Raw genomic sequence first — 26,537 nt, forward strand, 5'->3', positions numbered from 1 at the left:
TTCAGTAAAATTTCTGTATTTTCGAAAAAACGAATAAAGAAAGTGACAGGACTTTTTTTTTCCGTTATAATGGATAAAAAGTTTGCAAGGAGCAATTATGGTACAACTAATAGATGGTAAAGCGCTAGCCAAAAAAATGCAAGAAGAGTTAGCAGAAAAAGTGAGCACCCTTAAACAAAACCAAGGGCTTGTTCCAGGTCTTGTTGTGATTCTTGTTGGCGATAATCCTGCCAGTCAGGTCTATGTCCGCAACAAAGAGCGTTCTGCTTTGGCAGCTGGCTTTAACAGTCAGACCGTACGCTTATCAGAATCCATCTCTCAAGAAGAACTCATTGCGGTGATTGAACAATATAACCAAGACGACGCTTTTCATGGCATTTTGGTCCAATTGCCCCTGCCAAATCATATTAATGATAAAAAAATCATTTTAACCATTGATCCTAAAAAAGACGTGGATGGCTTTCATCCGATGAATACGGGTCACCTTTGGTCAGGACGTTCTCAGATGGTACCTTGCACACCTGCAGGCATTATGGAAATGTTTCGTGAGTACCGTGTTGACCTTGAAGGTCAGCATGCCGTTATTATTGGCAGGTCCAACATCGTTGGTAAACCGATGGCGCAGCTCTTACTTGATAAAAATGCAACAGTGACCTTAACTCATTCACGGACACGTCATTTGGCTGATATTTGCAGCCAAGCAGATATTCTCATTGTAGCCATTGGTCAAGGTCATTTTGTTACTAAAGATTTTATCAAGCCAGGTGCAGTCGTGATTGATGTGGGCATGAACCGCGATGATAATGGAAAATTAATTGGCGATGTAAAGTTTGACGAAGTCTCAGAAGTTGCCAGCATGATTACCCCAGTACCTGGGGGTGTGGGACCTATGACAATAACCATGCTTCTTGAGCAAACCTACCAAGCAGCGCTGAGAAGTGTCAGCACCTCATTGTAAAACAGATTAAACAGTAACATGAAGGGCAATTAAATAGGAAAAGAGAAGTCTCTTTTGACTTCTTTTTCTGTTGTTTATAGTCACCTTTCATGCAGAAAAATGGTATAATTGCATTAGTATACAAGTCAAAATGACAGGACTTGATGAAGTGAAAGGCAGGCTGATGACAGAATATTTATCCGTCACTCATTTAACCAAATACTTAAAACTGAAATTTGACCGAGACCCATACCTCGAGAGGGTTTACCTAACGGGACAGGTGTCAAATTTTAGAAAAAGACCTAACCATCAGTATTTTTCATTAAAAGATGAGAATGCTGTGATCCAAGCGACGATGTGGGCAGGTGCTTATAAAAAACTTGGCTTTGAGTTAGAAGAAGGCATGAAACTCAACGTTGTTGGGCGCATTCAACTCTATGAACCAGGAGGATCGTATTCGATTATTCTGGAAAAAGCTGAGCCAGATGGTGTTGGGGCACTAGCCATACAATTTGAACAGCTAAAGAAAAAGCTAGCCAATGAAGGTTTCTTTGACGCTCGTCACAAACAAACACTCCCTCAATTTGTGACAAAAGTAGGGGTTCTAACGAGTCCCAGTGGTGCGGTCATCCGAGACATTATCACCACCATTTCCAGACGTTTCCCAGGTGTCGAGATTCTCTTATTCCCGACAAAGGTTCAAGGAGAAGGAGCTGCTCAGGAAATTGTCGCAAATCTGAAAAAAGCTAATCAACGGTCAGATCTTGATTTATTGATTGTTGGACGTGGCGGTGGCTCCATTGAAGATTTATGGGCTTTTAACGAGGAAATTGTCGTTCAAGCTATTTTTGAATCACGCTTACCAATTATTTCAAGTGTGGGGCATGAGACAGACACGACTCTAGCAGACTTTGTAGCAGACCACCGAGCTGCAACCCCTACCGCAGCAGCAGAACTCGCAACTCCAGTGACAAAAACAGATGTGATTTCCTGGATTGCTGAGCAGCAAAATCGTTCCTACCAGGCTTGCTCACGCCGTATCAAGCAAAATCAAGAATGGGTAACCAAGTTATCCCAATCCGTTATTTTTCGACAACCAGAGCGACTCTATGATGCCTATGTGCAAAAAATAGATCGTCTCAATCTGTCCTTGACCAATCACCTCAAGGATCAGTTAGTCACTGCTAAAGAGGCTCTGTCTCAAACAAGACACCGCCTACTAGCTACACATTTAGATGCCAGGTTACACCGCCACCAAGACCGCGTGCTTGTCGCGAGACGCTTGCTGTGCTCTACCATGACCAATCACTATGATAGTCAAAAAGCTCGTTTTGAGCAGGCACAGAGTGCTTTGTTGTCATTGGATACGAGTCGGATTATTGCTCGGGGTTATGCCATGGTTGAGAAAACAGACGGTTTAGTAGCATCCGTTAAAGGCATAAAAAAAGGTGATCAGCTTAGCATTAAAATGCGTGATGGTCAATTAGAAGTAGAGGTAAAAGATGTCAACTAAAAAAACATTCGAAGAAAATTTACAAGATTTAGAAGCTATTGTCAGCAAACTAGAAAATGGCGATATTCCTTTAGAAGAAGCTATCGCAGCATTTCAAAAAGGCATGTTGTTGTCAAAAGAACTCCAACAGACCTTGCAAACGGCGGAAAAAACATTGGTTAAGGTCATGCAAGCTGATGGTACCGAAGTCGATATTGATGCCTAATGGATAAATTATCAAAACTTGACGCGACATTTTGTCGCTATTACGAGACTCAAAAAACAGTTTCTGCAGATTTAATAGAGGCAATTCTGTACTCTATCAATGCAGGAGGCAAGCGTATTCGTCCCTTATTACTGCTAGAATTATTAGAAGCTTTTGGGATAGCACTCACAGACGCTCATTACAGTGTTGCGGCTGCTTTAGAAATGATTCACACTGGGAGCTTGATCCATGACGATTTACCAGCCATGGATAACGATGATTACCGCAGAGGACAGCTGACCAATCACAAGCAATTTGATGAAGCGACAGCTATATTAGCTGGAGATAGTCTCTTTTTAGACCCATTTGGCCTCATTGCACAAGCAGGGCTTCCTCCTAAAGTAGCACTCTTTCTTATTCAGCAGTTATCTTGTTGTTCAGGGACATACGGTATGGTCGCTGGACAGATGCTAGATATGAAAGGAGAGACCAAGCAACTCACGCTTGATGAGTTGGCAACAATTCATCGTCACAAGACAGGAGCCTTGCTAACTTTTCCTTTTGTCGCAACGGCAATTATTGCTGAGCTTGGTGATGATACGACAGCAGACCTAACTAGAGCTGGTGAGGTCATTGGACTAGCCTTTCAAATCAGAGACGACGTGCTAGATGTGACCGAGTCCTTTGAAGCTCTTGGCAAAACGCCTCAGAAAGACCTGATTGCCGAAAAAGCAACCTATCCAAGCTTACTTGGGCTAGAGCGCTCATATCAGCTCCTTAACGAGTCGTTAGATGAGGCGCAAGCGATTTTTCAAAGGCTACACGAACAAGAAGGGGTTAACCCTCAAGCCATTATGACATTAATAGAAGGGTTGCGATTGAATGCCTAAAGAAAGAGTAGACGTGTTAGCTTACAAACAAGGGCTATTTGATACACGAGAACAAGCTAAACGCGGAGTGATGGCAGGACTAGTAATTTCTGTCATCAATGGAGAACGTTACGATAAACCAGGAGAAAAAATTGATGACAGCACCGAATTGAAATTAAAAGGTGAAAAACTCAAATACGTCAGTCGTGGAGGCTTGAAGCTTGAAAAAGCTTTAGAAACATTTCAGGTATCTGTAGCAGATAAGGTTTGTTTGGACATTGGAGCCTCAACAGGAGGGTTTACAGACGTGATGCTGCAGTCAGGCGCTCAGTTGGTTTATGCCGTTGACGTCGGGACCAATCAGTTGGTATGGAAATTACGACAAGACCCACGCGTTCAAAGCATGGAGCAGTATAATTTTCGCTACGCCAAACCAGAGGATTTTACAGAGGGACAGGCAACCTTTGCTAGCATTGACGTGTCATTTATTTCACTGAGTCTGATTTTACCTGCTTTGCATAGTGTTTTGAGTGATAACGGTCAAGTCATTGCCCTTATCAAGCCACAATTTGAAGCAGGTCGCGAGCAAATTGGCAAAAAAGGGATTGTTAAAGACTGGCATGTGCATGAAAAAGTCATTAAACAGGTCACACATTTTGCTGTGGATTACGGATTTACAGTTAAAGGACTTAGTTTTTCCCCTATTCAAGGTGGTCATGGGAATATCGAATTTTTAGCTCACTTGCAAAAAGCGAGCAAGCCTGAACTCATCAAGGAGCAAGTGATTCAGGAAGTTGTCAGAAATGCACATAAGGAATTTGAAAAACATGAAGAAAACTGAACGATTAGATTTAATCAAAAAAATGGTGCTCTCTCATGATATTGAGACTCAGCACGATTTGTTAAAGCTTTTAAACGAGCATGGGCTAGCATTGACCCAAGCCACCATCTCACGCGATATGAATGAGATAGGCATTGTTAAAATCCCATCAGGAACAGGAAAATATGTTTACGGCTTATCGCAAGATAGCGGTAAAAAAGTAATCCAAAGACCAGCTTCCATCAAAAAGACAATCTTGGAAATATCAGATAAAGTAGACCAGCTAGAGCAATACATCCACCTCAATGTCGTTCCAGGAAATAGCAAACTCATCAAGCGTTATTTGTTAACGGACTTTTCTGATCGTATTTTTAGCTTGATTGCCGATGACGATAGCTTATTACTCGTTGCCAAATCAGAAGCAGATGCCGATTTGATTCGCCAAGAAGTCTCGCTATGGATGCAAGGTCCCGCTTAGGAAGACAAGGATGAGACGATGTTACTAGAAATTTCGATTAAAAATTTTGCCATTATAGAAGAAATCTTCCTTAATTTTGAAAATGGGATGACAGTTCTCACTGGAGAAACTGGTGCTGGGAAATCCATTATTATTGATGCCATGAACATGATGCTAGGGGCGCGTGCTAGTTTGGATGTTGTACGTCATGGCGCCACAAAAGCCGAAATAGAAGCTTTTTTTTCCATTAATAGTAACCCGACATTAAAAGAAATTTTAGAAGAGTCAGGCATTAGTGTCGACGAAGAGTTGATTATTCGCCGTGAAATCTTTGCCAATGGAAGAAGTGTCAGTCGGATTAATGGACAAATGGTTAACCTGACAACCTTACGACAAATTGGGCAGTTTTTAGTGGATATTCACGGGCAACACGACCAAGAAGAACTCATGAAACCTCATCTGCATCAAGTCATCTTAGATGCATTTGGAGATGATCAGTTTGTCGATACCAAGTTATCTTACCAACAGGTTTTTGAGGCCTATAAAACCCTTCGCAAACAAGTGCTTGAAAAACAAGAAAGCGAAAAAGAGCATAAGGCTAGGATTGAGATGTTGGCCTTTCAGCTGGCAGAAATTGAAGCAGCTAATCTGGTCAGAGGTGAAGATCAGACACTCAATCAAGAAAGAGAGCGTCTGCTAAATCATAAAACCATTGCAGATACCCTCACAAATGCCTATGTGATGCTAGACAATGAGGAATTTTCAAGTTTATCAAATATCCGCTCTAGCATGAGTGACCTGATGGCTATTGAAGCATTTGATCCTAAATACAAACTCCTTTCGACAAATCTTTCAGAAGCCTATTATGTGTTAGAAGAAGTGACCAAGCAACTCTCAGATACTATTGATCGCCTCGACTTTGACGCAGCCAGGTTACAAGAAATTGAGTGGCGACTTGATGTGATTAATAGTTTGACCAGAAAGTATGGTGGCAATGTCGATGATATTTTGGACTATTATGACAACAGTGTCAAGGAATACCAACTACTAACAGGAGATGACCGGTCTTCTGGCGAGTTAGAAATTGAATTGAGAGCCTTGGAAAAAGAGCTGATTACATCAGCACAGGACTTGAGCAATCAACGTCACCAACTAGCTCTGCAGTTAGAAGAAGACATCAAATCAGAGCTCAAGGACCTTTACATGGAAAAAGCGGATTTCCAAGTCCGATTTACCCCTTCTAAGTTTAACCGAGAAGGAAATGAGACCATTGCTTTTTACATTTCTACTAATCCAGGAGAAGGTTTTAAACCGTTGGTAAAGGTTGCTTCTGGAGGAGAGCTTTCTCGGCTAATGCTTGCGATAAAAGCAGCTATTTCTAAAAAAGAAGACCGAACCAGTATTGTGTTTGATGAGGTAGATACAGGTGTGTCAGGAAGGGTAGCACAGGCTATCGCGCAAAAAATTTATAAAATTGGGCAACATGGTCAAGTATTGGCTATCTCACATCTGCCTCAAGTCATCGCCATTGCAGATTATCAATACTTTATTTCAAAAGAAAGCAAACAAGAGTCGACAGTATCTAAAGCGCGATTATTAACTGATCAAGAACGCGTTGAGGAAATTGCTAAAATGATTGCGGGGGCAGATGTTACTGATGCAGCCAAAACACAGGCTAGAGCACTGCTAAAAAAAAGATAACCATGATCGTAAGACTAGTTGACAAACTGACGACAAATAGTAGAATAGTAAGAAAACGTCAAACAAGGAGGCAAAATGTCTAAGAAAAAGATATATCTATCAAGTTTTATAGCAGTTGCGACTTTATGTTGTAGCTCTTGGACAGTCATGGCTGACCAGATGTCGCGTTTTGAAGAGGCTACAGAGGACGCGCGTGCCTATGAGGCAGGCAACAAACAATTCCCTACCTTGTCTATGGCAGTTGATGACGGGACTGACAGCTCTCAAAAGGCTGGCTATTCAGAGCAAACAACAGAACTTTTTAATGATGCCACATCCAATGAGTCATTAGAATCGATTGATTATTTTGACAGTGAACCAATTCTAGAACAAGAAGAGCACTCTCTTTCTAGTGAAGAGTTACCAGATGTTAATGAAAATCAGGATCAAGCCATTCCAGAGGAATCTCCTGACTTTGAACCACGTCAATGGCGAATGGCTAAAATAGCACCTGATGAGGACTCTCTTTCAGCTCATCTCATCAAAACATGGGAAGCCTTAGGAAGTGTCACAAACACCTTATTGGATCTGACAGCTCAAAAATCAGAATTGCCTTTGCAAATGCATGCGATTGGAAAACTCTTAGCTGAGCCTAGTCTTGATTCAAGTGAGAAGAAACTAGAAAAACCGAAAGAAAAAGTAGCCAATAAACCGGTTGCGATTTTAGATGAATTAGGGCGGATCATCTCGTATATCAATGGCCAGGGGGCGGAGGATTCTATTCCCTTAAACCGTAAAATCAGTATCGTCAAAAATCAATTACCTAAAACAGGAGAGCGTTCATCAGTACTTCCTCAACTTATTGGTAGTTTGATGATGATGTCAGCTGTTTTGATGGCTACGAAAAAATTAAGAAAAAACTGAGATAAGCATCTTGGTTTTTTTTATAATGTCCTTAAAACAGTCAAAAAGCTATTTGATATCACTTATCGGCTTTTGATTTATTTGCCAATCAGTGATAAAATAAAGAGATGACAAATTAGATTAGAATGGAAAATATAAATGGGAACTATTAACATTGTTACAGATTCATCAATCACAATTGCACCAGACTTGCTTAAGGAATTGAATATCACGGTTGTACCACTTTCTGTCATGATTGATAGTAAGCTCTATTCTGATAACGATTTAAAAGAAGAAGGTCAGTTTTTGCAGTTGATGAAAGCTAGTAAAACACTGCCAAAAACCAGTCAACCGCCAGTTGGCCTTTTTGCCGATGTTTATGAAAAATTAGTCCAGCAAGGTGCTACAGACATTATTGCGATTCACATCTCACCGACCTTATCTGGAACCATCGAGGCATCACGCCAAGGAGCAGAGCTTGCTAGTGCGCCTGTTACAGTACTTGATTCTGGATTTACAGATCAAGCTATGGCGTTTCAGGTCATTCAGGCGGCCAAAATGGCCCAAGCAGGCAACAGTGTTGAGGAAATTCTTGTAGCCATAAAAGCAATCAAAGAAAAGACGGAGCTTTATATAGGTGTGTCTACGCTAGAAAACCTGGTTAAGGGTGGTCGTATTGGACGAGTGACCGGCGTTATCAGTTCACTTTTAAATGTGCGCGTGGTTATGGAATTGAAAAATGATGCTCTAAAAACCTTGGTTAAGGGGCGTGGCAATAAAACCTTTTTAAAATGGTTAGATTCGTATTTAGCAGCTAATCAAAATCGTTCTATTGCTGAGCTAAGCATTTCTTATGCCGGAAGCAATGAATTTGCCAACACGCTGAAAGAAAAGATAGCAACGGTTTTCAAAGGAGAGATTACTGTTTTGGAAACAGGATCAATTATTCAAACACATACAGGTGAGGGTGCCTTTGCGGTAATGGTAAGATATGAATAAGCGTAAGTTTTTTGGAAGTTTTTTCTTCTTTCTTTTAACCTTAGCGTTCTTTTTAGTGGTTTTAAACGTTCTCATCCCCAAATCAGACTCACAGTTGACAAAACGCGACTTTTTAAAGAGTGAGACGGTCGATTTCCATTATGTTGCCATTGGTGACTCTCTAACTGAAGGAGTGGGAGATCTGACTAATCAAGGAGGCTTTGTTCCCTTATTATCTAGTGATTTGGGGGATTTTCTTGGGACTGAAATCACTAATGCTAATTACGGCGTCTCAGGAAATACTAGCCAACAAATCTTGACTCGCATGACCAAGGAAAAAGACATTCAAGAGGATTTGAAACAAGCTGATTTGCTGACCTTAACCGTTGGCGGAAATGATGTTTTGGGCGTTATTCGCAAACATTTCTCTGACTTACAGGTATCTAGCTTTAAAAAGCCGTCTCAAAAATACCAAGAACGTTTGCGGAAGATACTTGATTTAGCCAGAAAAGACAATAAAAAACTCCCTATTTTCGTTGTCGGTATTTACAATCCTTTTTACCTCAATTTTCCTGAATTGACGAAAATGCAAGATGTCATCGATGATTGGAACGAAAAAACACAAGAAGTCATTGCAGAATATAGTCATGTTTATTTTGTGCCAATCAATGAATTGTTATACAAAGGAATAGATGGTCAAGAAGGTATTGTGCAATCTTCAGGTGAACAAACCACAATCGTCAACGATGCACTGTTTTCAGGTGATCATTTTCATCCGAACAATACGGGATATCAAATTATGTCAGATGCAATAATGGAGAAGATAAAAAAACATGAAAAAGAAATCAAACCTTAACTGGTGGAAGTGGAGTTTTTTGATTTTATTAGCCTTTAACTTAGCCTTTCTCTCGGTTATTGGCAGTCGCTTAATCCAAGTCAGAGAGCCTGATTCGGAGCTTATCAGTGACAAAAAAATAAGTAATGTTAAGGCAGGAACAGTCACCACCAACAAAGAACAGTTAAATAAAACCGTGGCCAGCTACTTAAAAGACTATCAAACAAAGAAAATGCGCTACAAGGTTCACATCATGTCTTCGTCAATCCTTTTTGAAGGCACCTATAAACTCCTTGGCTATGAGGTTCCGCTCTATATATACTTCCAGCCACACCGTTTAGAAAATGGGGCAATCCAATTACAAGTGACCTCGTTTTCGGTAGGAACCCTGTCTCTTCCTGAAAAAGAAGTGCTACAATATTTGAAGTCTGCCTACCAATTGCCAAAATTTGTTAACGTCGTTCCAAAAAAATCAGCAATCATTGTTAATGTCCAAAAATTAGAAAATGATGCAAAGGTCTATTTGAAAGCTAAAAAAATCGATTTAGTCAAAGATGAAATCAGCTTTGACATCTATAAGAAATAGGCTCAAACAACGTTAATTACTTGACCTATAAGCTTTTTTGAGATATGATATTATCTGTTGAAGCATAAAGCTTACTAATTATTTGGAGGATTTGTTAAATGGCTAACAAACAGGATTTAATCGCAAAAGTTGCAGAAGCAACTGAACTTACAAAAAAAGATTCAGCAGTGGCGGTAGACGCAGTATTTTCTGCAATTGAGGCTTTCCTTGCCGAAGGTGAAAAAGTACAATTAATTGGTTTTGGTAATTTCGAAGTTCGTGAACGCGCAGCTCGTAAAGGTCGCAACCCACAAACTGGTGACGAAATTGAAATTGCAGCTTCAAAAGTACCAGCGTTTAAAGCTGGTAAAGCTCTTAAAGATGCCGTTAAATAATATAATATAAAAAAGTCTGTTATATCAAGCTTTCTAGCCTGATATTGGGCTTTTTTTTATTTTGGGGTCAAATTTGGGGCATGAAATTAGTAGTTTTCCATGATATCAGCTATATTGGATTTCATTTTCTTCGTTATGTGGGCATAGATTTGTACGATAGTTTTGGCATCAGCATGCCCCACACTGTACACAATACAAGAGATGTCAAACAAGAAAAAACCGCTCAGCTTACTTTCTGAGCGGTTTTTTCTTACTTAAGCAATATCAACTACTCTCCGATAACTGGAATTGGAGCAGCCTCTTCAAAAATACGATCTACTTCTGCATCTACTTTTGTTTTCAATTCATCGATTGATTGGGTTTTATATTCTTCTAAAGTTTTAGTGAAGTCCATATTCAGATTAAAATCTAAATAAAATTCGGCAGTCTCTTCGTCAACACCAATGTTTTCTAAGAACCTTAATAATTCTTGATAGCCTGGTTTTGCACGATGATTTAAAAATTCTGTTTCGAACTCAGTAAAATCATATCCATCAGCTTTGACCATTTGAGTTGAAACTGTCAAACTAGCTCCAGCTAAAGCCAAAGCTGCCATAGTAGAAATCGCAAGTTTCTTGCAAAGTTGTATCATATAGATATCCTCCGTTTTCGGTTATATGTAGCATTATTTTGTGGCAGTATCGCTACCACAAAAATATTTTAATCTTTTTTACACAAAAAAACAAGTTCTTTATTAATAAAATTAACAAAAATATGATTTAATTAAAATTAAATAACAAAAAAATTCTGCAAGGTACAAAATCTACAAAGAATCATTTAAAAGTAACAGATATTCCACAAAGTAGCAGGCGATTTTTGGCTACTATGATTAGGAGCCAGGATTCTTTGCTAGTAATCGATAAAACATTTCTCCGTTGCCATTTAATTGCTTCTGTTGACGCCAAATAACTAGAATCGCTTATTTCTAGTTTCAGGAGATAAGGAAGTAAGAATTAACTTAACTGGTATTTTATTTAGAATAATTCCAAATACTTGACTTTTTATTTAGAATTATTATAATTAAATCATGAAGAATGAACGTATCGGGAAGGTGAAGCAGAATATGAATTTAATGGAATGGTTAAAAAAATACAGGCACGTAGTTGAAACGATGGCGTGTTTGGTGCTGATTGCTATAGGGATATTATTGATGTCGGTGATGCCACAGCTAGCATCGGTGGTCTTTATCCTAGCTTTTGTGATAGGGGGATTTGCCTCTGCTAAAGAAGGTGTGCTGGATCTTGTTTACAATAAGCATTTGTCAGTAGATATCCTGATGATTTTAGCAGCTATCGGTGCTGGAGTGATTGGCTATTGGCTAGAAGGTGCCCTGCTCATTTTCATTTTTTCGATGTCAAACACTCTTGAAGAGATGGCTATGGAAAAAAGCAAGGATGCTATTTCTGCATTGATGACATTGACACCTGATACGGCACGTAAGATTACTCCAGATGGTTCAATACGAGAAGTTTTTACCAAAGAGCTTAGTGTGGGAGACCGTGTTCAAGTGCGAAAAGGAGAAGCTGTTCCTATTGATGGTCAATTGCTTAGTGTATTTGGCCAATTTGACGAATCGATGGTAACTGGCGAATCCATGATTGTAGACAAAGAAAAAAATCAGGATCTTATCGGTGGGACCATTAACCAAGGTCAAACCATTGAAATGCTTGTGACTGTTGAAAATGAAGACACATTGTTTTCAAAGATTGTTAATTTGGTTGAAACAGCACAAGGGCAGAAAAGCAAGACAGCGACTTTTATTGAAAATTTAGAAGATAAGTATGTTATCTTTGTTTTACTTTTAGTGCCTAGTTTTATCATATTTTGCCATTTAATACTTGGTTGGACTTGGTTAGATGCTTTTTACCGAGGTATGATTCTTTTAACGGTAGCTTCGCCATGTGCGTTGATTGCAAGCTCCACACCAGCTAGTCTATCAGCTATCTCTCGGGCAGCTCGTCAAGGTCTGATTATCAAAGGCGGTGACATTGTTGATAAGATGGGAGATGTCAAAGCGGTTATCATGGATAAAACAGGTACTTTGACACAGGGGAAACCATCGGTGATTGATGCGCATTATCTTTTGGCTAAAGAATTGACAGATGATCTTGTCTATTCAGCTGAAACAACCAGCAGCCATCCAATCTCGCAAGCCTTATTGGATTTTACTCAAGGAACTTATAGAGAACTTGAGAACCTAGAGGAGATAGCAGGGAAAGGCTTTCGTTTTGACTATGATGGTCAAGAGTGGCGCATTGGGAAAAAATCATTTATTTTAGAAAGCGTCGGAGAAATATCTCAGTTTGAATCCCGTATTCAACAAGAAGAAAATCAAGGAAAGACCCTTATTTTTGTCTCTTGCGGCCAGCAACTAGCAGCTTACTACATTTTATTTGATGCGATTAAAGAAGAATCAAAACAAGCCATCCAAGAATTAAAAGAGATGGGAATTGCAACAGTCATGCTGACGGGCGACCAATACAGAACAGCCCGCTATGTCGCTGATCAGCTAGGGATTGATGATGTTGTAGCTAACTGTATGCCTCATGATAAAGCGCAAACGATTTTTGAGATGAAGAACAAATATGGCTGTGTTGCTATGGTTGGTGATGGCATCAATGACGCGCCAGCTTTAGCACAAGCAGATGTTTCCTATGCGATTGGAACGGGAACAGATATCGCTATTGAAAGCGCAGATAGCATCATTATGGATGACCTTACTCGGATTCCTTTTTCGATTAGGTTATCACAACAGATGAAAAAAATTGTCAAACAAAATATTATTTTTGCCCTTTCGGTAATTAGTCTCCTTATCTTGGCCAATGTGTTTCAGGTGGTCAATCTTCCATTGGGAGTGGTAGGGCATGAAGGGTCGACGATTTTAGTTATTTTAAATGGCTTGCGCCTATTATCGTTTAAATAAGCTAAGACTTGCCGGAATAAGCAAAAGTAACTATAATAGTAGTCAAGATTGCAAAAAGAAAGTAGGCTTATGGCAAACCTTATTATTTTGAGTATTATTGTGTTTTCGCTTATTAAAATAGGTATTTTTATCTATTATTATCAATACTTATCAGCCACCTCCAGAGCCGTCAGTAGGTATAAAAGACGACTATCAGCCAGAGATGACATCAAAAATAGCCAAGACTCTAATGGCTAAGTCAATAGAAATCTAATCCGAGCAACTATCATCAAAAGAACCACTAGCTTAGCTAGTGGTTCTTTATTGTTAATCGAGGTAGTTTAAACGCCCTCTGAAATCTTCAATGCTATCATAGCCCTTAGCTGTCATAATTGCTTTGAGTTCAGCAGTTACTCTGCTAAAGAGCTCTGGACCTTCTTGATGCAAGGCTGTGCCAATTTGTACCATACTGGCTCCGCAGAGGATATGTTCAAAAGCATCGCGACCAGTTTTGACGCCACCTGTTCCAATAATTTGAATAGTAGGATTAAGGCGTTGGTAAAAGGCATGGACATTAGCTAGGGCGGTTGGTTTGATATAGTCTCCACCAATTCCTCCAAAGCCATTTTTTGGTTTGATGACCACGTGCTCATCTGTAATCACAAGGCCGTTCCCAACAGAATTGATGCAGTTGACAAATGCTAGAGGATACTTGTTAAAAATAGCTGCTGCTTGGTCAAAATGGACAATATCAAAATAAGGAGGTAACTTGATTCCTAAAGGCTTGGTGTAATAAGAAAACACACTTTCTAAGATGGCATCAGTTGCTTCAAAGTCATAAGCGATTTGTGGTTTGCCCGGAACATTTGGACAGGATAGATTAAGTTCAACCAACCCTTGGTAATCAGAGTTATGAATGGCTTTTAAAATGGTTTCAGTTTCTGCAGGAGACATGCCAACAACAGATAAAAAATGATGTTTGTGAGTTTTGGTACGCTCTAACTCTGTGACAATATCTAAATAGTACTGGTAGCCTTTGTTAGGCAGTCCCATCGAATTGATGGATCCTAGTGGCGTGTCAACATAGCGTGGTTCAGGATTACCCTGCCGATCCTCTAGTGTGCCTGTTTTGGTGACGAAAGATCCTGCTTGAGACTGCTCAATAGCAAGCAGTTCTTCTTTTGTCATGCAATAGACCCCAGCAGCATTCATCAAGCAGTTATCAAAGTCAAAGTGAGCAATTCGTGTAGCAGTAGAAACCATGTTTTCCTCCAAATGTAGACAAATTTTTTCTATTCTATCACTTGGCTTAAAGAATAGCAAGTGATTATTGTATGGTGCAAAAGAAAGAAATAGTTTCCGAACATTCAATGATTTCCATGTTTTTCATGATATTAACAAAATGATTTTCAAATTAGAAAGGAATTGACTAGCTTTTTCACCCTATTTTTTGTAAAATAGAAGTTGTAAAAAGGTAGAAGCCTTTAAATTAAAAGGAGATATTAACTAATGGTAAAATTGGTTTTCGCTCGCCACGGTGAGTCAGAATGGAATAAAGCTAACCTCTTCACTGGTTGGGCTGATGTTGATTTGTCAGAAAAAGGAACGCAACAAGCAATTGATGCAGGTAAATTAATCAAAGAAGCAGGAATTACATTTGACCTTGCTTTCACATCAGTGCTTAAACGTGCTATCAAAACAACAAACCTAGCACTTGAGCACTCTGATCAACTTTGGGTACCTCTTGAAAAATCTTGGCGCTTAAACGAACGTCACTATGGCGGTTTGACTGGTAAAAACAAAGCTGAAGCTGCTGAGCAATTTGGTGATGAGCAAGTACATATCTGGCGTCGTTCGTACGATGTTTTGCCTCCAGATATGGCTAAAGATGATGAGCATTCAGCACATACAGATCGTCGTTACTCACATTTGGATAACTCAGTTATTCCAGATGCAGAAAACTTAAAAGTAACCTTAGAGCGTGCTCTTCCTTTCTGGGAAGATAAAATTGCACCAGCCTTGGTTGACGGTAAAAATGTTTTCGTTGGTGCTCACGGTAACTCAATCCGTGCACTTGTAAAACACATCAAACAATTAAACGATGATGAGATTATGGATGTTGAAATTCCAAACTTCCCACCACTTGTTTTTGAATTTGACGAAAAATTAAACCTTACTGCTGAGTACTACCTCGGTGGTGAGTAATCATCAAAACCAAGCTGAGGCTTGGTTTTTTTCTTTTTGAAAAAATATGATATGATAAGAAGAAAACATAAAAAGGAATAACTATGAAAGCACCAAAACGTCGACAGCAGATTATAGAAACGTTAAATCAATCTCACCACCCGTTATCAGCAAGCTATTTGGCCGGTCTATTTGGTGTTAGCCGTCAGGTGATTGTTGGGGATATTGCGCTATTAAGAGCTCAACAGTTAGACATTATTTCAACTCCTAAGGGCTATGTGATGTCAAAGGCTCTTTTTAGCCATCATTATTCTGCTCGAATCGCTTGCCAGCATGGTCTTGATAAAACAGAGCAAGAGTTACATATTATTTTGGCTCACGATGGCATCATCGTCAATGTTGAGGTAGAGCATCCGATTTATGGCATGATTACGGCTCCCTTAAATATCAAAAATCAGGCAGATGTTACCAATTTTATTACCAAATTAAATCGCTCGGAAGCTGAATTGTTATCGTCATTAACAGAAGGGATACACACGCATTTGATCTCATGCCCTAGTCAAGAGGTCTTTGCACGTATCAAAGAAGATTTAGATAAGGCAGGCATTTTATACCAACAAGAATGATGTGACAGGTGTCTTGACACAGGTCTGTAAACAGTTTATAATACTTCTTAAAGGAGATATTATGAACAAAAGACCCGCACGCCTCGTTGCTTATTCCTCTATTTTGGTGGCTTTTGCCATCTTAATTCCTATCATGATGCCTTTAAAAATCATCATTGGACCCGCCTCTTTCACATTAGCTAGCCATTTGCCTTTGTTTTTAGCGACCTTTATCTCAGTACCTATCGCTATTTTAGTTAGCTTGGGAGCTAGTATTGGCTTTTTGATGGCAGGTTTTCCGATTATCATTGTTTTAAGGGCCTTGTCTCATTTGATTTTTGCGGTTGTTGCTGCAATTGTGATAAAAAAGAATCCCAATTTACTAGATTATCCCGTGAAAACGATGATTTTTGCAGTAGCTATTAATGCCATTCATGGCTTGGCTGAATTCATCGTTGTTTATGCTTTGACAGCCTCTACTGCAAGTGATCCTTCTTATTTTTGGACTATGTTAGGACTTATTGGCGCAGGCTCCTTGGTACATGGGATATTGGATTTTTACTTGGCTGTACTCATTTGGCGTTTTCTTAGAAAAAGACTAGGGCTATCCTTGCTTTAAGACTCTTTGTTACTTCGTAAAATAGAATAAAAAAATCAGCTCTTTCTTAGTGAAAGGGCTTGCATTTTTTCTAAAAATTGATATACTAAAAGTGCACTTGTGAATATAGTAACAAAAGGAGATATCATGAAAACACCAGAACAAATTTTAGCGTCTACTATTCATATTGGAGAACACAAGATTGAAAAAACATTTCTTGCCAAGGCTATATTAGGCTTTATTGGTGGGGCAATGATTAGTTTAGGCTACTTATTATATGTTAGGGTGGCCGCTAGTAGTTTGGCAGTCTTTGGGCCTTTTTCGAGTATATTAGGCGCATGTGCTTTTCCGATTGGTCTTATTGTTATTTTAATGGCTGGTGGAGAGTTGATTACAGGCAACATGATGGCTGTTTCAGCTGCCTTTTTTGCCAGAAAAATTAAAGCTACAGATTTGTTGAAAAACTGGTTAGTGATTACTATTTTTAATATCATTGGAGCTATTTTTGTAGCCTTTGTCTTTGGTCATTTTTTGGGACTGACAGGCACTGGTATTTTCAAAGAAGAAGTTATTGAAGTGGCACATGCTAAGATTGGGGTGACTCCGTTACAGGCGATTGTATCAGGTATTGGGTGTAATTGGTTTGTTGGCTTGGCTTTATGGTTATGCTATGGGGCTAGTGACGCGACTGGCAAATTACTTGGGACTTGGTTCCCTGTTATGACCTTTGTAGCACTTGGTTTTCAGCACAGTGTGGCAAATGCCTTTGTTATTCCTGCAGCTATTTTTGAAGGCGGAGCAAGCTGGATGGACTTTGTAACCAACTTTAGCCTTGTCTATGCCGGAAATGTTATCGGTGGAGCCATCTTTGTTAGTCTATTTTACTACAAAGCTTATCATCATCCTGAGCACGACTAAACAAATAAGAAAAATATTTTTAGACTGGGAATTACCTTTCCCAGTCTTCTTTTTGCAATTTGTGATAAAATAAGAAACGAAACTAGAAAGAGGAGTCCGCAAAAAAGAACATGACATCTATGATAAAAAAGAAAACTGCAAGCATTCCCCGTCGTCTCCACCTTCTTTTTTTGCTAATTGTTCTTTTATTTGTTGCTTTGACCCTGAGATTAGCTCAGATGCAAATCTATGAAAAAGACTTTTACGCCACCAAGCTTAAGGCTTCAAGTCTTTATAAGGTTAAACAAGCAACGCCTCGAGGTAGTATTTTTGACCATAATGGGCAAGTACTAGTGTCTAATCAGCTTAAAAACGTTGTTACCTATACAAGAAGTCAGCAAGCCAGCGCTCAAGACATCAAACGATTGGCCAAGCGCCTAGAAGCCTATGTTGACTATTTAGAGGTTAACTTGTCTAGTAGGGCTAAAAAAGATTATTACTTGGCTGATCCAACAACCTATGCCAAGGTTGTTGCGAAATTACCTAAAAGCGCTAAGTACGATCGTTATGGCAATCAATTAACAGAAAGCACAATTTATCAGGAAGCAGTAGCTTCTTTGAAAGACAGCGATTTAAACTATTCTAAAGAAGAAGAAAAAGTGATTGCGGTTTTTAATCAAATGAACGCTGCAGCAGCCTTTAACCTTATCCATCTCAGGACAGCTCCCTTATCAGATGATGCTATTGCATTAATTGTGGCCAACAAGGCAAAATTACCTGGGATTTCAGTTGGTACCAATTGGGATCGTCAGGTACAAGCCACTAGCTTAGCATCTATTATAGGGAAAGTCTCTACTGAGGAGGCAGGACTCCCTAAAGAAAATCTCAAATATTACCTGAAACAAGGCTACTCTCTCAATGATCGCGTGGGAACCTCTTATTTAGAAAAAGAATACGAGGCTGCTTTACAAGGTAAACCTGAGATTAAAGTGGTTAAAACCAATCGCTCTGGCCAGCTGGTCTCTGATAAATCCGTGCAAAAAGGGCAAAATGGGCAACACCTTAAACTAACCGTTCCTCTTGATTTTCAACAAGGAGTAGAAGGTATAATGGACAGATACTTTCAAAAAGAGCTTAGTGATGGCAAGGCTGCCTACTCAGAAGGAGTCTATGCGGTAGCCCTTAATCCCGAAACGGGAGCTATTTTGGCGATGTCAGGATTGTCTCATAACCCAGAAACCGGCGCTATGCAAAAAGATGCTCTCGGAACAATTACTGATGTCTTTACTCCAGGTTCTGTTGTAAAGGGAGCTACGTTGGCAGCTGGTTGGCAGACAGATGTCATCCAAGGGAATCAGGTGCTACTCGACCAGCCGATCCAATTTGGAGGCTCAAGTCCCATTACCTCTTGGTTTACCAGAGGGCAACAACCCATCTCTGCTGTTCAAGCTCTGGAGTATTCGTCAAATACATATATGGTTCAAATTGCACTAAAGATGATGGGACAAGACTATCAAACAGGCATGACATTAACCAGTGCCAAAATGAAAGAAACCATGGCAAAGCTAAGAGAAACCTATGCTGAATTTGGCATGGGAGTTCCTACAGGAATTGATTTGCCAGGAGAATCTGCTGGCTATTTAACCAACACCTATACCGTTTCAAATGTTTTAACGGAATCCTTTGGACAGTTTGACAACTATACTACCATGCAGTTAGCACAGTATGTCGCTACTATTGCAAATGGTGGCAATCGACTTGCACCGCATATTGTCGATGGGATTTATCAGAATAATGGCAATCAAGGCTTAGGTGCCTTGGTAAAACCCATCAAGGCTAAATCCCTTAACAAAGTTAATCTAACAGGGGAGCAACTTGGTATTATTCAAGACGGATTTTATCAGGTAGTTAATAGTGGGAGCGGCTATGCTACAGGAAAAGCATTGGCAGGAACCTCAGTAGCCATCAGCGCCAAGACAGGAACGGCTGAAACCTACGTGAAAGATCACTCAGGGGCAAGACTTGCCACTTATAATTTAAACGTTGTGGCTTATGGCCCTAGTCCAAAAGCTAAAATTGCTGTCGCTGTCATGTACCCTCATGTGACGGATGCCTTGTCACAAGCACATCAGCAGATAGCTAGGGAGATTATCACCCTATATATGACCATGTATGGAAATCAATAAAGGAGAACTAAGTGCTTTACCCAACACCAATTGCAAAGCTCATCGATAGCTACTCTAAACTACCAGGCATTGGGATAAAAACAGCCACTCGGCTTGCTTTTTACACCATTGGTATGTCAGACGAAGATGTGAACGACTTTGCTAAAAATTTACTAGCAGCCAAAAGAGAGCTGACTTATTGCTCAATTTGCGGCAATTTAACAGATGCTGACCCTTGTCATATTTGCACAGATACTAATCGAGATAAGTCTACGATATTAGTTGTCGAAGATGCCAAAGATGTGTCAGCGATGGAAAAAATTCAAGAGTATCATGGTTATTATCATGTACTTCACGGCTTAATTTCCCCAATGAATGGCATCAGTCCAGACGATATCAATTTGAAGAGTCTGATCACGCGACTGATGGATGGGGAGGTCAATGAAGTGATTATTGCAACGAATGCAACAGCAGATGGCGAAGCCACCTCGATGTATATTTCTCGTGTCTTAAAGCCTGCTGGTATCAAAGTGACCCGTCTTGCCAGAGGATTGGCGGTCGGTTCAGATATTGAATATGCAGATGAGGTCACCTTGCTTAGGGCTATTGAAAACCGCACAGAACTGTAAAGTAAGCTGAAAAGCATTTTGAAAAGTGATAGCCTTTTTGCTATAATGAGGAGTACTATCAGTCAGATTAGAAAGGACATCCATGTCTAAACAAACCATAATTTTATTGTACGGGGGACGTTCTGCCGAGCGTGAGGTATCAGTGTTATCAGCAGAAAGCGTGATGAGAGCTATCGATTATCATAAGTTTTTTGTCAAAACTTATTTTATTAGTCAAGCGGGCGATTTCATCAAAACGCAGGTGTTTTCTGAAAAACCAGATGAAAATGAGCATCTTATGACTAATGCGACCATTGACAAAAGTCAAATTATTAAGCCTAGTGATATTTATGAAGAAAATGCTGTCGTTTTTCCAGTTCTACATGGTCCTATGGGAGAAGATGGCTCTATACAAGGGTTTTTGGAAGTTTTGAGGATGCCCTATGTCGGTACAAATGTCTTATCGTCTAGTGTTGCAATGGATAAAATTACCACGAAAAGAGTGTTGGAGTCTGTGGGTGTTCCCCAGGTGGCTTATACGGTTTATGTTGAAGGACAGGATTTAGAAGCCTGTATAGCAGAGACGGTTTCAAACCTGACTTTTCCTGTTTTCGTTAAACCGGCAAATATGGGTTCATCTGTTGGCATTTCAAAAGCAACAGACGAAACTGAATTAAGACAAGCTATTGAGCTAGCCTTGACTTATGATAGTCGTATCTTAATAGAGCAAGGCGTTGATGCTAGGGAGGTTGAGGTCGGACTTCTTGGAAACACGCAAGTTAGCTCAACCCTACCTGGTGAAGTAGTGAAAGACGTGGCTTTTTATGACTACCAATCAAAATATATTGATAATAAAATTACCATGGCTATTCCAGCTAATCTAGAACCGTGTGTGATGGAAAAAATGCAAACTTATGCAGAGATAGCCTTCAAAGCGATTGGAGCCTGTGGCTTGTCGCGTTGTGATTTTTTCCTCACTAAAGATGGACACATCTATCTCAATGAGCTAAATACCATGCCAGGTTTTACCCAATGGTCTATGTATCCCTTGTTGTGGGAAAACATGGGCATGCCTTATGCTAGTCTAATCGAGGAATTGGTGCGGCTGGCACAAGATATGTTTCACAAGCGTGAAAGCCATTTGATATAAGTCAAGACAGAGTCTCAAGAGCTCTGTTCTTTCTTGTTTTAACTCTGTGTGACATAATTTAAAGTGAGAAGAATTTTCTGAGGCAGTTATGCTATAATAAAAGAAAAATCGAAAACAGGTGTTTGAAGAAGGAAAATAACGATGAAATTAACATTACATGAAGTTGCAAAAGTAGTTGAGGCACAAAACAGTCTCTCTGATTTGGATGACGTTCCGCTGAATCAAATCGAATTTGATAGTCGAAAGGTTCAGCCTGGAGACCTTTTCTTACCCCTAAAAGGGGAACGAGATGGACACGACTTTATCGAATCGGCTTTTAACAAGGGTGCTATTGCAACCTTTTCAGAAAAAGAAGTGCCCAATCGTCCATACTTATTGGTGGATGATTGTTTGTTGGCGTTTCAAAAGCTAGCGCAATACTACATTGACAAGATGCGCGTGGATGTCATTGCTGTGACTGGATCAAACGGCAAAACATCAACAAAAGACATGATTCATGCAGTTTTAGCAACTACCTATCAAACTTATAAGACACAGGGCAACTATAATAATGAAATTGGCCTGCCTTATACAGTGCTACACATGCCAGAAGAGACCGAAAAAATTGTCTTGGAGATGGGCCAAGATCATATGGGGGATATTGGTCTACTTTCAAGTATCGCTAGACCTCGCATTGCCGTTGTGACGCTGATTGGAGAAGCTCACTTAGAATATTTCGGCTCACGAGAGCGCATCGCAAAAGGGAAAATGCAGATTGTAGATGGCATGAATTCTGATGGGATTTTGATTGTGCCGGGAGACCCAATTGTTACTCCTTATTTACCAGAAAATCAAACGGTTATTCGCTTTGGTCAAAACCAAGAAATTACCGTTAATGCTATTAGTGAAGCTAAAGAATCCTTAACCTTCACAACAAACGTTTTGCCAAGACCTATCACTTTGCCACTCACAGGAAAATACAATGCAACCAATGCCATGCTAGCAGCCTACGTAGGGAAATTATTAGCCGTGTCAGACGAGGACATTATAGAAGCCTTGGAAACCGTACAGCTCACACGTAACCGTACGGAATGGAAAAAAGCGGCGAATGGTGCTGACTTACTATCAGATGTCTACAACGCTAATCCTACAGCCATGCGCCTAATATTAGAAACCTTCTCTAATATTTCAGCCAATCCCTCAGGAAAAAAAATAGCCCTTTTAGCCGATATGAAAGAATTAGGAGCAGGTTCGGTTGCGCTACACACACAGCTCTTAACAAGCTTATCTCCAGATCACATCAATCACCTGATTTTTTACGGTGACGATATTCAGGAGTTGGCTCAGTTGGCTAGTCAAATGTATCCTATTGGACGTGTTTATTTCTTTAAAAAGACTGACCAAGAAGATCAATTTGAGGACATGTACCAACATTTAGTCAGTATTTTAGAACCTAGTGATCAGCTATTGTTGAAAGGCAGCAACTCCATGTCTTTAGATAACATCGTCGAAAGACTCATCCAAGGGTAAAGCAGTGCCTTAGCATGGTGTGCTCTCAGAAAAAATGTGAAAAGTCTTGTTCACTCATAAAGATTAAGGTATAATGAAAAAATAAAGAAAGGGATGTTTATGGACTTTTTTGCAATTGACCCTATTGGGTTGCCCCACACTTCATTTTTATTTTACCTATCATCTGTCATGCTGGCGCCCTTGCTTGTTTTTGCAACTTTACAGGCTTATCGCTCAAAACCCTATCGCTATACTTTTTTAAGCTTGCAATTAGCTCAGTTAATTTGCCTATACACCTGGTATGTTTTGCGAGGGTTCCCTTTAGATGAGGCCTTGCCACTTTATCATTGCCGTATTGCCATGCTAGCTATCTTCTTTTTGCCTGATCGTAATAGCTTGAAGCAGCTTTTTATGCTTATCGGAATAGGTGGAACCTTCTTAGCCCTTTTATCCCCAGATTTATACCCGTATAAGCTGTGGCATGTGGCTAATATTTCTTTTTACCTAGGACACTATGCTCTTTTGGTCAATGGTCTCGTGTATATGCTGCGTTTTTATAACCCCAGCCAATTGAAGCCCCTCTTAGTTTTGAGGTACCTGGCTACCATTAATTTTGGTTTGATTTTGGTCAATTTATTAACCAAGGGCAATTACGGTTTTGTCATGGACATACCTATTATCCACACCCATCATTTGCTATTGAACTTTATTATCGTGACGGTTGGTTTGACAGGGCTTGTCAAGGTAATTGAGTTAGCATACTTAAAAATAGGTTGGGTCCATAACGCACAACTAGAGTTTTCTGAAGAACAGTAACCATTGCGAAAGCGGTGAAAATCAGCTATAATAAAGGAGTTGCACGAGCAACTCTTTTTATTGTAGAATACATTTAGGAGCGACCAATGTAAACAATATACCGAGTGTTACGATCAGATCAGAAACGATAAGTCAGAGCTGAGACTCTGCGCTATTAATAAACAAGGAACGAATTATGTCAATAACAGAAGAAATTAAAAGACGTCGCACTTTTGCGATTATCAGTCACCCGGATGCTGGTAAAACAACGATAACTGAACAATTGCTTTATTTTGGTGGAGAAATCCGCGAGGCAGGAACTGTTAAAGGGAAAAAAACGGGAAACTTTGCCAAATCCGACTGGATGGACATTGAAAAGCAACGTGGGATTTCAGTAACCTCATCAGTAATGCAATTTGATTATGCAGGCAAACGTGTTAATATTTTGGATACGCCTGGACACGAAGACTTCTCAGAAGATACCTACCGTACTCTGATGGCAGTAGATGCTGCCGTTATGGTTGTTGACTCTGCTAAGGGGATAGAAGCTCAAACCAAGAAACTATTTGAAGTTGTTAAGCACCGCAATATTCCTGTGTTTACCTTTATTAACAAACTAGACCGTGACGGCCGTGAGCCCTTAGAGTTGTTAGAGGAGTTAGAGGAAGTTTTGGGGATTGCTTCGTATCCGATGAATTGGCCTATTGGTATGGGACGTTCTTTTGAAGGTTTGTACGACTTGTACAATGAGCGCTTGGAGCTCTATAAAGGGGAACAACGCTTTGCCAAAATTGAAGAAGGTGCATCACTTTTTGCCAATAATCCATTCTATGAGCAAGCACTAGAAGACATTGAATTATTAGAAGAAGCAGGAAATGATTTCTCTGAACAGGCGATCTTAGATGGTCAGCTGACACCAGTATTTTTTGGCTCAGCCTTGACCAATTTTGGGGTACAGACCTTTCTTGATAGTTTTTTGCAATTTGCACCAGAACCACACGGACATAAAACAACAACAGACGAAGTCATTGACCCTCTAAACCAAGATTTTTCTGGATTTGTTTTTAAAATCCAGGCTAATATGGACCCAAAACACAGAGACCGTATCGCTTTTGTACGGATTGTGTCAGGTGAGTTTCAAAAAGGGATGAGCGTCAATCTGGCAAGAACTGGAAAAAGCGCTAAATTATCAAATGTGACTCAGTTTATGGCTGAATCCCGTGAAAATGTAAAAAATGCGGTAGCAGGAGATATTATCGGTGTCTATGATACGGGAACTTACCAAGTAGGAGACACGTTGACCGTCGGCAAGCAAAAGTTTGAATTTGAGGCTTTGCCAACATTTACTCCGGAAATCTTCATGAAAGTATCGCCTAAGAACGTGATGAAGCAAAAATCATTCCACAAAGGCATGGAGCAATTGGTGCAAGAAGGTGCCATCCAACTTTATAAAAATTTCCAAACTGGCGAATACATGCTAGGTGCTGTGGGACAGCTACAGTTTGAAGTCTTTAAACACCGCATGGAGGGCGAATACAATGCAGAGGTCGTCATGACCCCAATGGGGAAAAAGACAGTGCGCTGGATTTCTGAGGAAGATCTGGATCAGCGCATGTCATCTAGTCGAAATATTTTGGCTAGAGACCGCTTTGATCAACCCGTTTTTCTTTTTGAAAACGACTTTGCCTTGCGTTGGTTCGCAGATAAGTACCCAGATGTAACCTTGGAAGAAAAAATGTAATACCAAAACGGATTAGATGCTTATCTAATCCGTTTTTTAGTTAGCTATTTCATTATTTGCTATGAAATAGCTTTTGATATTGTTTGGGAGGAATCCCAACTTCGTTTTTAAAAATTTTTGAAAAATGAGCAATATCAGAAAAAGCTAAAGCAATTGCGATATCAGTCACGCTATGACGATTACGCAACATGGTTTTAGCTTCTTCGATTTTTCGTTTGGTAATAAATTGTTGTATGGTAACATTGGTTTCGTCCTGGAACAGTTTACGAATAGCCGATTCACTAAAGTTAAAGTGAGTCGCAATATTCTTGGTTTTTAGCTTTTGATTCAAGTTGGTGTTGATATATTGAATGATAGAGGTGACCAAACGAGAATAGTTACACGTGTTTTCTCCAATTTTTTTGGTAAAAAAAATAATAGCCGATTCCCTTAGTTGAATAATTGATTCAAGACTATTGCATTTTTCACTTTCTTGGATAAAGTAATCCCTTGATTGGTAAGCGGTTACAATACTAACTCCTAATTGAATAGCTATTTGAGAAATTTTTTCATAGACGATAATAGAATAGTTTTTTTCTGATCTCAAGATACTTCCTGTTACAGCTGGCGAAACCCCATTACCAAGGTTGAAAAGCATATCGCGAAGCTTTTGGACATCCCCTTGTCGCATGGCTTCTAAAATATTGTTTTCATACTCTACTAAATAAGTTTTAGGATCGTTAGATTGCTCGATTAAGTAATTAGCCTGTTCCTTATCAATCTTATAAGCTGCTTCTTGGACAGTATGTAATATTTTTTCGGAAGAGAGATCAAACACCTCTCCTGAAAACACATAATGAATAATAATCAAAATTTCTCTGATATCCGTTAGTGAATACAAAGGCAACTGGTTTATCTTACTCTCTGATGGTAAGGTTTCGTCAATGTGATTACATCTAAAAGGACCAAAGCTAAAAAAACAGTCTTGATACTGGTAAACTAGTAGTAACTCACCAAAATCTCCAGTTACAAATTGGTACAAAAAAGTTTGTTTTGTAATAGCTTTCAAAATGGCATGAAAGTTATAGTGAAGTGAAATCGTTCGATTAGATTTAAAGCTTTTTACAAGATTTAAATCATCATCAAAAATATTGACAGGTAGTCCTAGACAGACATGTAGGGCTTTTACTAACTTCTTTTTCTCCATAATATCATTTTCTCCTATTCTCTCTCCCCTTCAGTATAATGGA

28 protein-coding genes are annotated in these 26,537 nt (G+C 39.6%); 25 read left to right on the forward strand and 3 right to left on the reverse strand.

Annotated features, from left to right (window positions below):
* Positions 1-97: 97 nt before the first annotated feature.
* From AKK44_RS04420 to AKK44_RS09160, 13 genes are all read left to right on the forward strand, one after another.
* Positions 98-958, forward strand: a complete 861-nt coding sequence (locus tag AKK44_RS04420) for a bifunctional methylenetetrahydrofolate dehydrogenase/methenyltetrahydrofolate cyclohydrolase (protein WP_054278688.1) — start codon at positions 98-100, stop codon at positions 956-958.
* A 163-nt stretch (positions 959-1,121) separates the two neighbouring features.
* On the forward strand, positions 1,122-2,450 hold the full coding sequence (gene xseA / locus AKK44_RS04425) for an exodeoxyribonuclease VII large subunit (RefSeq protein ID WP_054278714.1): 1,329 nt from the start codon (positions 1,122-1,124) through the stop codon (positions 2,448-2,450).
* On the forward strand, positions 2,440-2,655 hold the full coding sequence (locus AKK44_RS04430) for an exodeoxyribonuclease VII small subunit (RefSeq protein ID WP_037596023.1): 216 nt from the start codon (positions 2,440-2,442) through the stop codon (positions 2,653-2,655). The genes xseA and AKK44_RS04430 overlap by 11 nt, the downstream gene beginning before the upstream one ends.
* A complete protein-coding gene (locus AKK44_RS04435) occupies positions 2,655-3,524 on the forward strand; it encodes a polyprenyl synthetase family protein (protein ID WP_054278689.1) in 870 nt (289 codons plus the stop codon). Before AKK44_RS04430 ends, AKK44_RS04435 begins: the two co-directional genes overlap by 1 nt.
* A complete protein-coding gene (locus AKK44_RS04440) occupies positions 3,517-4,344 on the forward strand; it encodes a TlyA family RNA methyltransferase (protein WP_054278690.1) in 828 nt (275 codons plus the stop codon). The genes AKK44_RS04435 and AKK44_RS04440 overlap by 8 nt, the downstream gene beginning before the upstream one ends.
* Positions 4,331-4,801, forward strand: a complete 471-nt coding sequence (locus AKK44_RS04445) for an arginine repressor (RefSeq protein ID WP_037596017.1) — start codon at positions 4,331-4,333, stop codon at positions 4,799-4,801. The genes AKK44_RS04440 and AKK44_RS04445 overlap by 14 nt, the downstream gene beginning before the upstream one ends.
* Positions 4,802-4,819: 18 nt before the next feature.
* Positions 4,820-6,481 (forward strand): DNA repair protein RecN, encoded by a 1,662-nt coding sequence (gene recN / locus AKK44_RS04450; RefSeq protein WP_054278691.1) that lies wholly within the window; start codon positions 4,820-4,822, stop codon positions 6,479-6,481.
* A 75-nt stretch (positions 6,482-6,556) separates the two neighbouring features.
* Positions 6,557-7,384 carry an LPXTG cell wall anchor domain-containing protein gene (locus AKK44_RS04455; protein ID WP_054278692.1) on the forward strand — a complete coding sequence of 276 codons (828 nt, stop codon included), beginning with the start codon at positions 6,557-6,559 and terminating at the stop codon, positions 7,382-7,384.
* Positions 7,385-7,522: 138 nt separating this feature from the next.
* Entirely contained in the window at positions 7,523-8,362 is an 840-nt protein-coding gene (locus AKK44_RS04460) for a DegV family protein (protein WP_054278693.1), read from the forward strand.
* The gene (locus tag AKK44_RS04465) at positions 8,355-9,197 is read left to right on the forward strand and encodes an SGNH/GDSL hydrolase family protein (protein WP_054278694.1); all 843 of its coding nucleotides are present in this window, start codon (positions 8,355-8,357) and stop codon (positions 9,195-9,197) included. The genes AKK44_RS04460 and AKK44_RS04465 overlap by 8 nt, the downstream gene beginning before the upstream one ends.
* The gene (locus AKK44_RS04470; RefSeq protein WP_037596011.1) at positions 9,175-9,762 is read left to right on the forward strand and encodes a YpmS family protein; all 588 of its coding nucleotides are present in this window, start codon (positions 9,175-9,177) and stop codon (positions 9,760-9,762) included. Before AKK44_RS04465 ends, AKK44_RS04470 begins: the two co-directional genes overlap by 23 nt.
* A 98-nt stretch (positions 9,763-9,860) precedes the next feature.
* Entirely contained in the window at positions 9,861-10,136 is a 276-nt protein-coding gene (locus AKK44_RS04475; protein WP_037596010.1) for an HU family DNA-binding protein, read from the forward strand.
* A gap of 80 nt (positions 10,137-10,216) precedes the next feature.
* A complete protein-coding gene (locus AKK44_RS09160; RefSeq protein WP_161802564.1) occupies positions 10,217-10,375 on the forward strand; it encodes a hypothetical protein in 159 nt (52 codons plus the stop codon).
* Between the two features lie 29 nt (positions 10,376-10,404).
* Here the strand turns inward: AKK44_RS09160 and AKK44_RS04480 are convergent, their stop codons facing one another.
* The gene (locus AKK44_RS04480; RefSeq protein ID WP_054278695.1) at positions 10,405-10,767 is read right to left on the reverse strand and encodes a hypothetical protein; all 363 of its coding nucleotides are present in this window, start codon (positions 10,765-10,767) and stop codon (positions 10,405-10,407) included.
* Between the two features lie 480 nt (positions 10,768-11,247).
* Between AKK44_RS04480 and AKK44_RS04485 the strand changes: the two genes are divergently transcribed.
* Both AKK44_RS04485 and AKK44_RS09010 read left to right on the forward strand, forming a co-directional pair.
* Positions 11,248-13,098 (forward strand): heavy metal translocating P-type ATPase, encoded by a 1,851-nt coding sequence (locus AKK44_RS04485; RefSeq protein ID WP_054278715.1) that lies wholly within the window; start codon positions 11,248-11,250, stop codon positions 13,096-13,098.
* 69 nt (positions 13,099-13,167) lie between these two features.
* Entirely contained in the window at positions 13,168-13,335 is a 168-nt protein-coding gene (locus AKK44_RS09010; RefSeq protein ID WP_161802565.1) for a hypothetical protein, read from the forward strand.
* 69 nt (positions 13,336-13,404) lie between these two features.
* Here the strand turns inward: AKK44_RS09010 and AKK44_RS04490 are convergent, their stop codons facing one another.
* The gene (locus AKK44_RS04490; protein ID WP_054278696.1) at positions 13,405-14,340 is read right to left on the reverse strand and encodes a dihydroorotate oxidase; all 936 of its coding nucleotides are present in this window, start codon (positions 14,338-14,340) and stop codon (positions 13,405-13,407) included.
* Between the two features lie 246 nt (positions 14,341-14,586).
* Between AKK44_RS04490 and AKK44_RS04495 the strand changes: the two genes are divergently transcribed.
* From AKK44_RS04495 to AKK44_RS04540, 10 genes are all read left to right on the forward strand, one after another.
* Positions 14,587-15,282: a phosphoglycerate mutase gene (locus AKK44_RS04495; RefSeq protein ID WP_037596007.1), complete on the forward strand. Its 696-nt coding sequence runs from the start codon at positions 14,587-14,589 to the stop codon at positions 15,280-15,282.
* An 83-nt stretch (positions 15,283-15,365) separates the two neighbouring features.
* Positions 15,366-15,887: a transcription repressor NadR gene (locus tag AKK44_RS04500; protein ID WP_054278697.1), complete on the forward strand. Its 522-nt coding sequence runs from the start codon at positions 15,366-15,368 to the stop codon at positions 15,885-15,887.
* A gap of 61 nt (positions 15,888-15,948) precedes the next feature.
* Positions 15,949-16,485 carry a hypothetical protein gene (locus AKK44_RS04505; protein WP_054278698.1) on the forward strand — a complete coding sequence of 179 codons (537 nt, stop codon included), beginning with the start codon at positions 15,949-15,951 and terminating at the stop codon, positions 16,483-16,485.
* Positions 16,486-16,611: 126 nt separating this feature from the next.
* Entirely contained in the window at positions 16,612-17,382 is a 771-nt protein-coding gene (locus AKK44_RS04510; protein ID WP_054278699.1) for a formate/nitrite transporter family protein, read from the forward strand.
* Positions 17,383-17,492: 110 nt separating this feature from the next.
* The gene (gene pbp2b, locus AKK44_RS04515; RefSeq protein WP_054278700.1) at positions 17,493-19,547 is read left to right on the forward strand and encodes a penicillin-binding protein PBP2B; all 2,055 of its coding nucleotides are present in this window, start codon (positions 17,493-17,495) and stop codon (positions 19,545-19,547) included.
* A gap of 11 nt (positions 19,548-19,558) precedes the next feature.
* Positions 19,559-20,155: a recombination mediator RecR gene (gene recR / locus AKK44_RS04520; protein WP_037595999.1), complete on the forward strand. Its 597-nt coding sequence runs from the start codon at positions 19,559-19,561 to the stop codon at positions 20,153-20,155.
* Between the two features lie 82 nt (positions 20,156-20,237).
* Positions 20,238-21,284 carry a D-alanine--D-alanine ligase gene (locus tag AKK44_RS04525; protein ID WP_054278701.1) on the forward strand — a complete coding sequence of 349 codons (1,047 nt, stop codon included), beginning with the start codon at positions 20,238-20,240 and terminating at the stop codon, positions 21,282-21,284.
* Positions 21,285-21,425: 141 nt separating this feature from the next.
* Complete coding sequence (locus tag AKK44_RS04530) at positions 21,426-22,793, forward strand: UDP-N-acetylmuramoyl-tripeptide--D-alanyl-D-alanine ligase (protein WP_054278702.1); 1,368 nt, start codon at positions 21,426-21,428, stop codon at positions 22,791-22,793.
* A gap of 99 nt (positions 22,794-22,892) precedes the next feature.
* Positions 22,893-23,588, forward strand: a complete 696-nt coding sequence (locus AKK44_RS04535) for a TMEM164-related integral membrane acyltransferase (protein ID WP_152911062.1) — start codon at positions 22,893-22,895, stop codon at positions 23,586-23,588.
* A gap of 175 nt (positions 23,589-23,763) precedes the next feature.
* Complete coding sequence (locus tag AKK44_RS04540) at positions 23,764-25,308, forward strand: peptide chain release factor 3 (RefSeq protein WP_054278704.1); 1,545 nt, start codon at positions 23,764-23,766, stop codon at positions 25,306-25,308.
* Positions 25,309-25,360: 52 nt separating this feature from the next.
* On the opposite strand, the gene AKK44_RS04545 is transcribed toward AKK44_RS04540, so the two are convergent.
* Complete coding sequence (locus AKK44_RS04545) at positions 25,361-26,494, reverse strand: YSIRK-targeted surface antigen transcriptional regulator (RefSeq protein WP_054278705.1); 1,134 nt, start codon at positions 26,492-26,494, stop codon at positions 25,361-25,363.
* Positions 26,495-26,537: the final 43 nt, after the last annotated feature.

Origin of the sequence: Streptococcus phocae, assembly GCF_001302265.1 — a bacterium.
GTDB lineage: Bacteria > Bacillota > Bacilli > Lactobacillales > Streptococcaceae > Streptococcus > Streptococcus phocae.

Coding starts and splice junctions, on each gene's coding strand:
- AKK44_RS04540 (WP_054278704.1), top strand. CDS start 23,764: ATGTCAATAACAGAAGAAATTAAAAGACGTCGCACTTTTGCGATTATC.
- AKK44_RS04480 (WP_054278695.1), bottom strand. CDS start 10,767: ATGATACAACTTTGCAAGAAACTTGCGATTTCTACTATGGCAGCTTTG.
- AKK44_RS04530 (WP_054278702.1), top strand. CDS start 21,426: ATGAAATTAACATTACATGAAGTTGCAAAAGTAGTTGAGGCACAAAAC.
- AKK44_RS04490 (WP_054278696.1), bottom strand. CDS start 14,340: ATGGTTTCTACTGCTACACGAATTGCTCACTTTGACTTTGATAACTGC.
- AKK44_RS04500 (WP_054278697.1), top strand. CDS start 15,366: ATGAAAGCACCAAAACGTCGACAGCAGATTATAGAAACGTTAAATCAA.
- AKK44_RS04495 (WP_037596007.1), top strand. CDS start 14,587: ATGGTAAAATTGGTTTTCGCTCGCCACGGTGAGTCAGAATGGAATAAA.
- AKK44_RS04430 (WP_037596023.1), top strand. CDS start 2,440: ATGTCAACTAAAAAAACATTCGAAGAAAATTTACAAGATTTAGAAGCT.
- AKK44_RS04510 (WP_054278699.1), top strand. CDS start 16,612: ATGAAAACACCAGAACAAATTTTAGCGTCTACTATTCATATTGGAGAA.
- recN (WP_054278691.1), top strand. CDS start 4,820: ATGTTACTAGAAATTTCGATTAAAAATTTTGCCATTATAGAAGAAATC.
- AKK44_RS04455 (WP_054278692.1), top strand. CDS start 6,557: ATGTCTAAGAAAAAGATATATCTATCAAGTTTTATAGCAGTTGCGACT.
- pbp2b (WP_054278700.1), top strand. CDS start 17,493: ATGACATCTATGATAAAAAAGAAAACTGCAAGCATTCCCCGTCGTCTC.
- xseA (WP_054278714.1), top strand. CDS start 1,122: ATGACAGAATATTTATCCGTCACTCATTTAACCAAATACTTAAAACTG.
- AKK44_RS04440 (WP_054278690.1), top strand. CDS start 3,517: ATGCCTAAAGAAAGAGTAGACGTGTTAGCTTACAAACAAGGGCTATTT.
- AKK44_RS04420 (WP_054278688.1), top strand. CDS start 98: ATGGTACAACTAATAGATGGTAAAGCGCTAGCCAAAAAAATGCAAGAA.
- AKK44_RS09160 (WP_161802564.1), top strand. CDS start 10,217: ATGAAATTAGTAGTTTTCCATGATATCAGCTATATTGGATTTCATTTT.
- AKK44_RS04435 (WP_054278689.1), top strand. CDS start 2,655: ATGGATAAATTATCAAAACTTGACGCGACATTTTGTCGCTATTACGAG.
- AKK44_RS04465 (WP_054278694.1), top strand. CDS start 8,355: ATGAATAAGCGTAAGTTTTTTGGAAGTTTTTTCTTCTTTCTTTTAACC.
- AKK44_RS09010 (WP_161802565.1), top strand. CDS start 13,168: ATGGCAAACCTTATTATTTTGAGTATTATTGTGTTTTCGCTTATTAAA.
- AKK44_RS04505 (WP_054278698.1), top strand. CDS start 15,949: ATGAACAAAAGACCCGCACGCCTCGTTGCTTATTCCTCTATTTTGGTG.
- AKK44_RS04445 (WP_037596017.1), top strand. CDS start 4,331: ATGAAGAAAACTGAACGATTAGATTTAATCAAAAAAATGGTGCTCTCT.
- AKK44_RS04485 (WP_054278715.1), top strand. CDS start 11,248: ATGGAATGGTTAAAAAAATACAGGCACGTAGTTGAAACGATGGCGTGT.
- AKK44_RS04475 (WP_037596010.1), top strand. CDS start 9,861: ATGGCTAACAAACAGGATTTAATCGCAAAAGTTGCAGAAGCAACTGAA.
- AKK44_RS04460 (WP_054278693.1), top strand. CDS start 7,523: ATGGGAACTATTAACATTGTTACAGATTCATCAATCACAATTGCACCA.
- AKK44_RS04470 (WP_037596011.1), top strand. CDS start 9,175: ATGAAAAAGAAATCAAACCTTAACTGGTGGAAGTGGAGTTTTTTGATT.
- AKK44_RS04545 (WP_054278705.1), bottom strand. CDS start 26,494: ATGGAGAAAAAGAAGTTAGTAAAAGCCCTACATGTCTGTCTAGGACTA.
- AKK44_RS04525 (WP_054278701.1), top strand. CDS start 20,238: ATGTCTAAACAAACCATAATTTTATTGTACGGGGGACGTTCTGCCGAG.
- AKK44_RS04535 (WP_152911062.1), top strand. CDS start 22,893: ATGGACTTTTTTGCAATTGACCCTATTGGGTTGCCCCACACTTCATTT.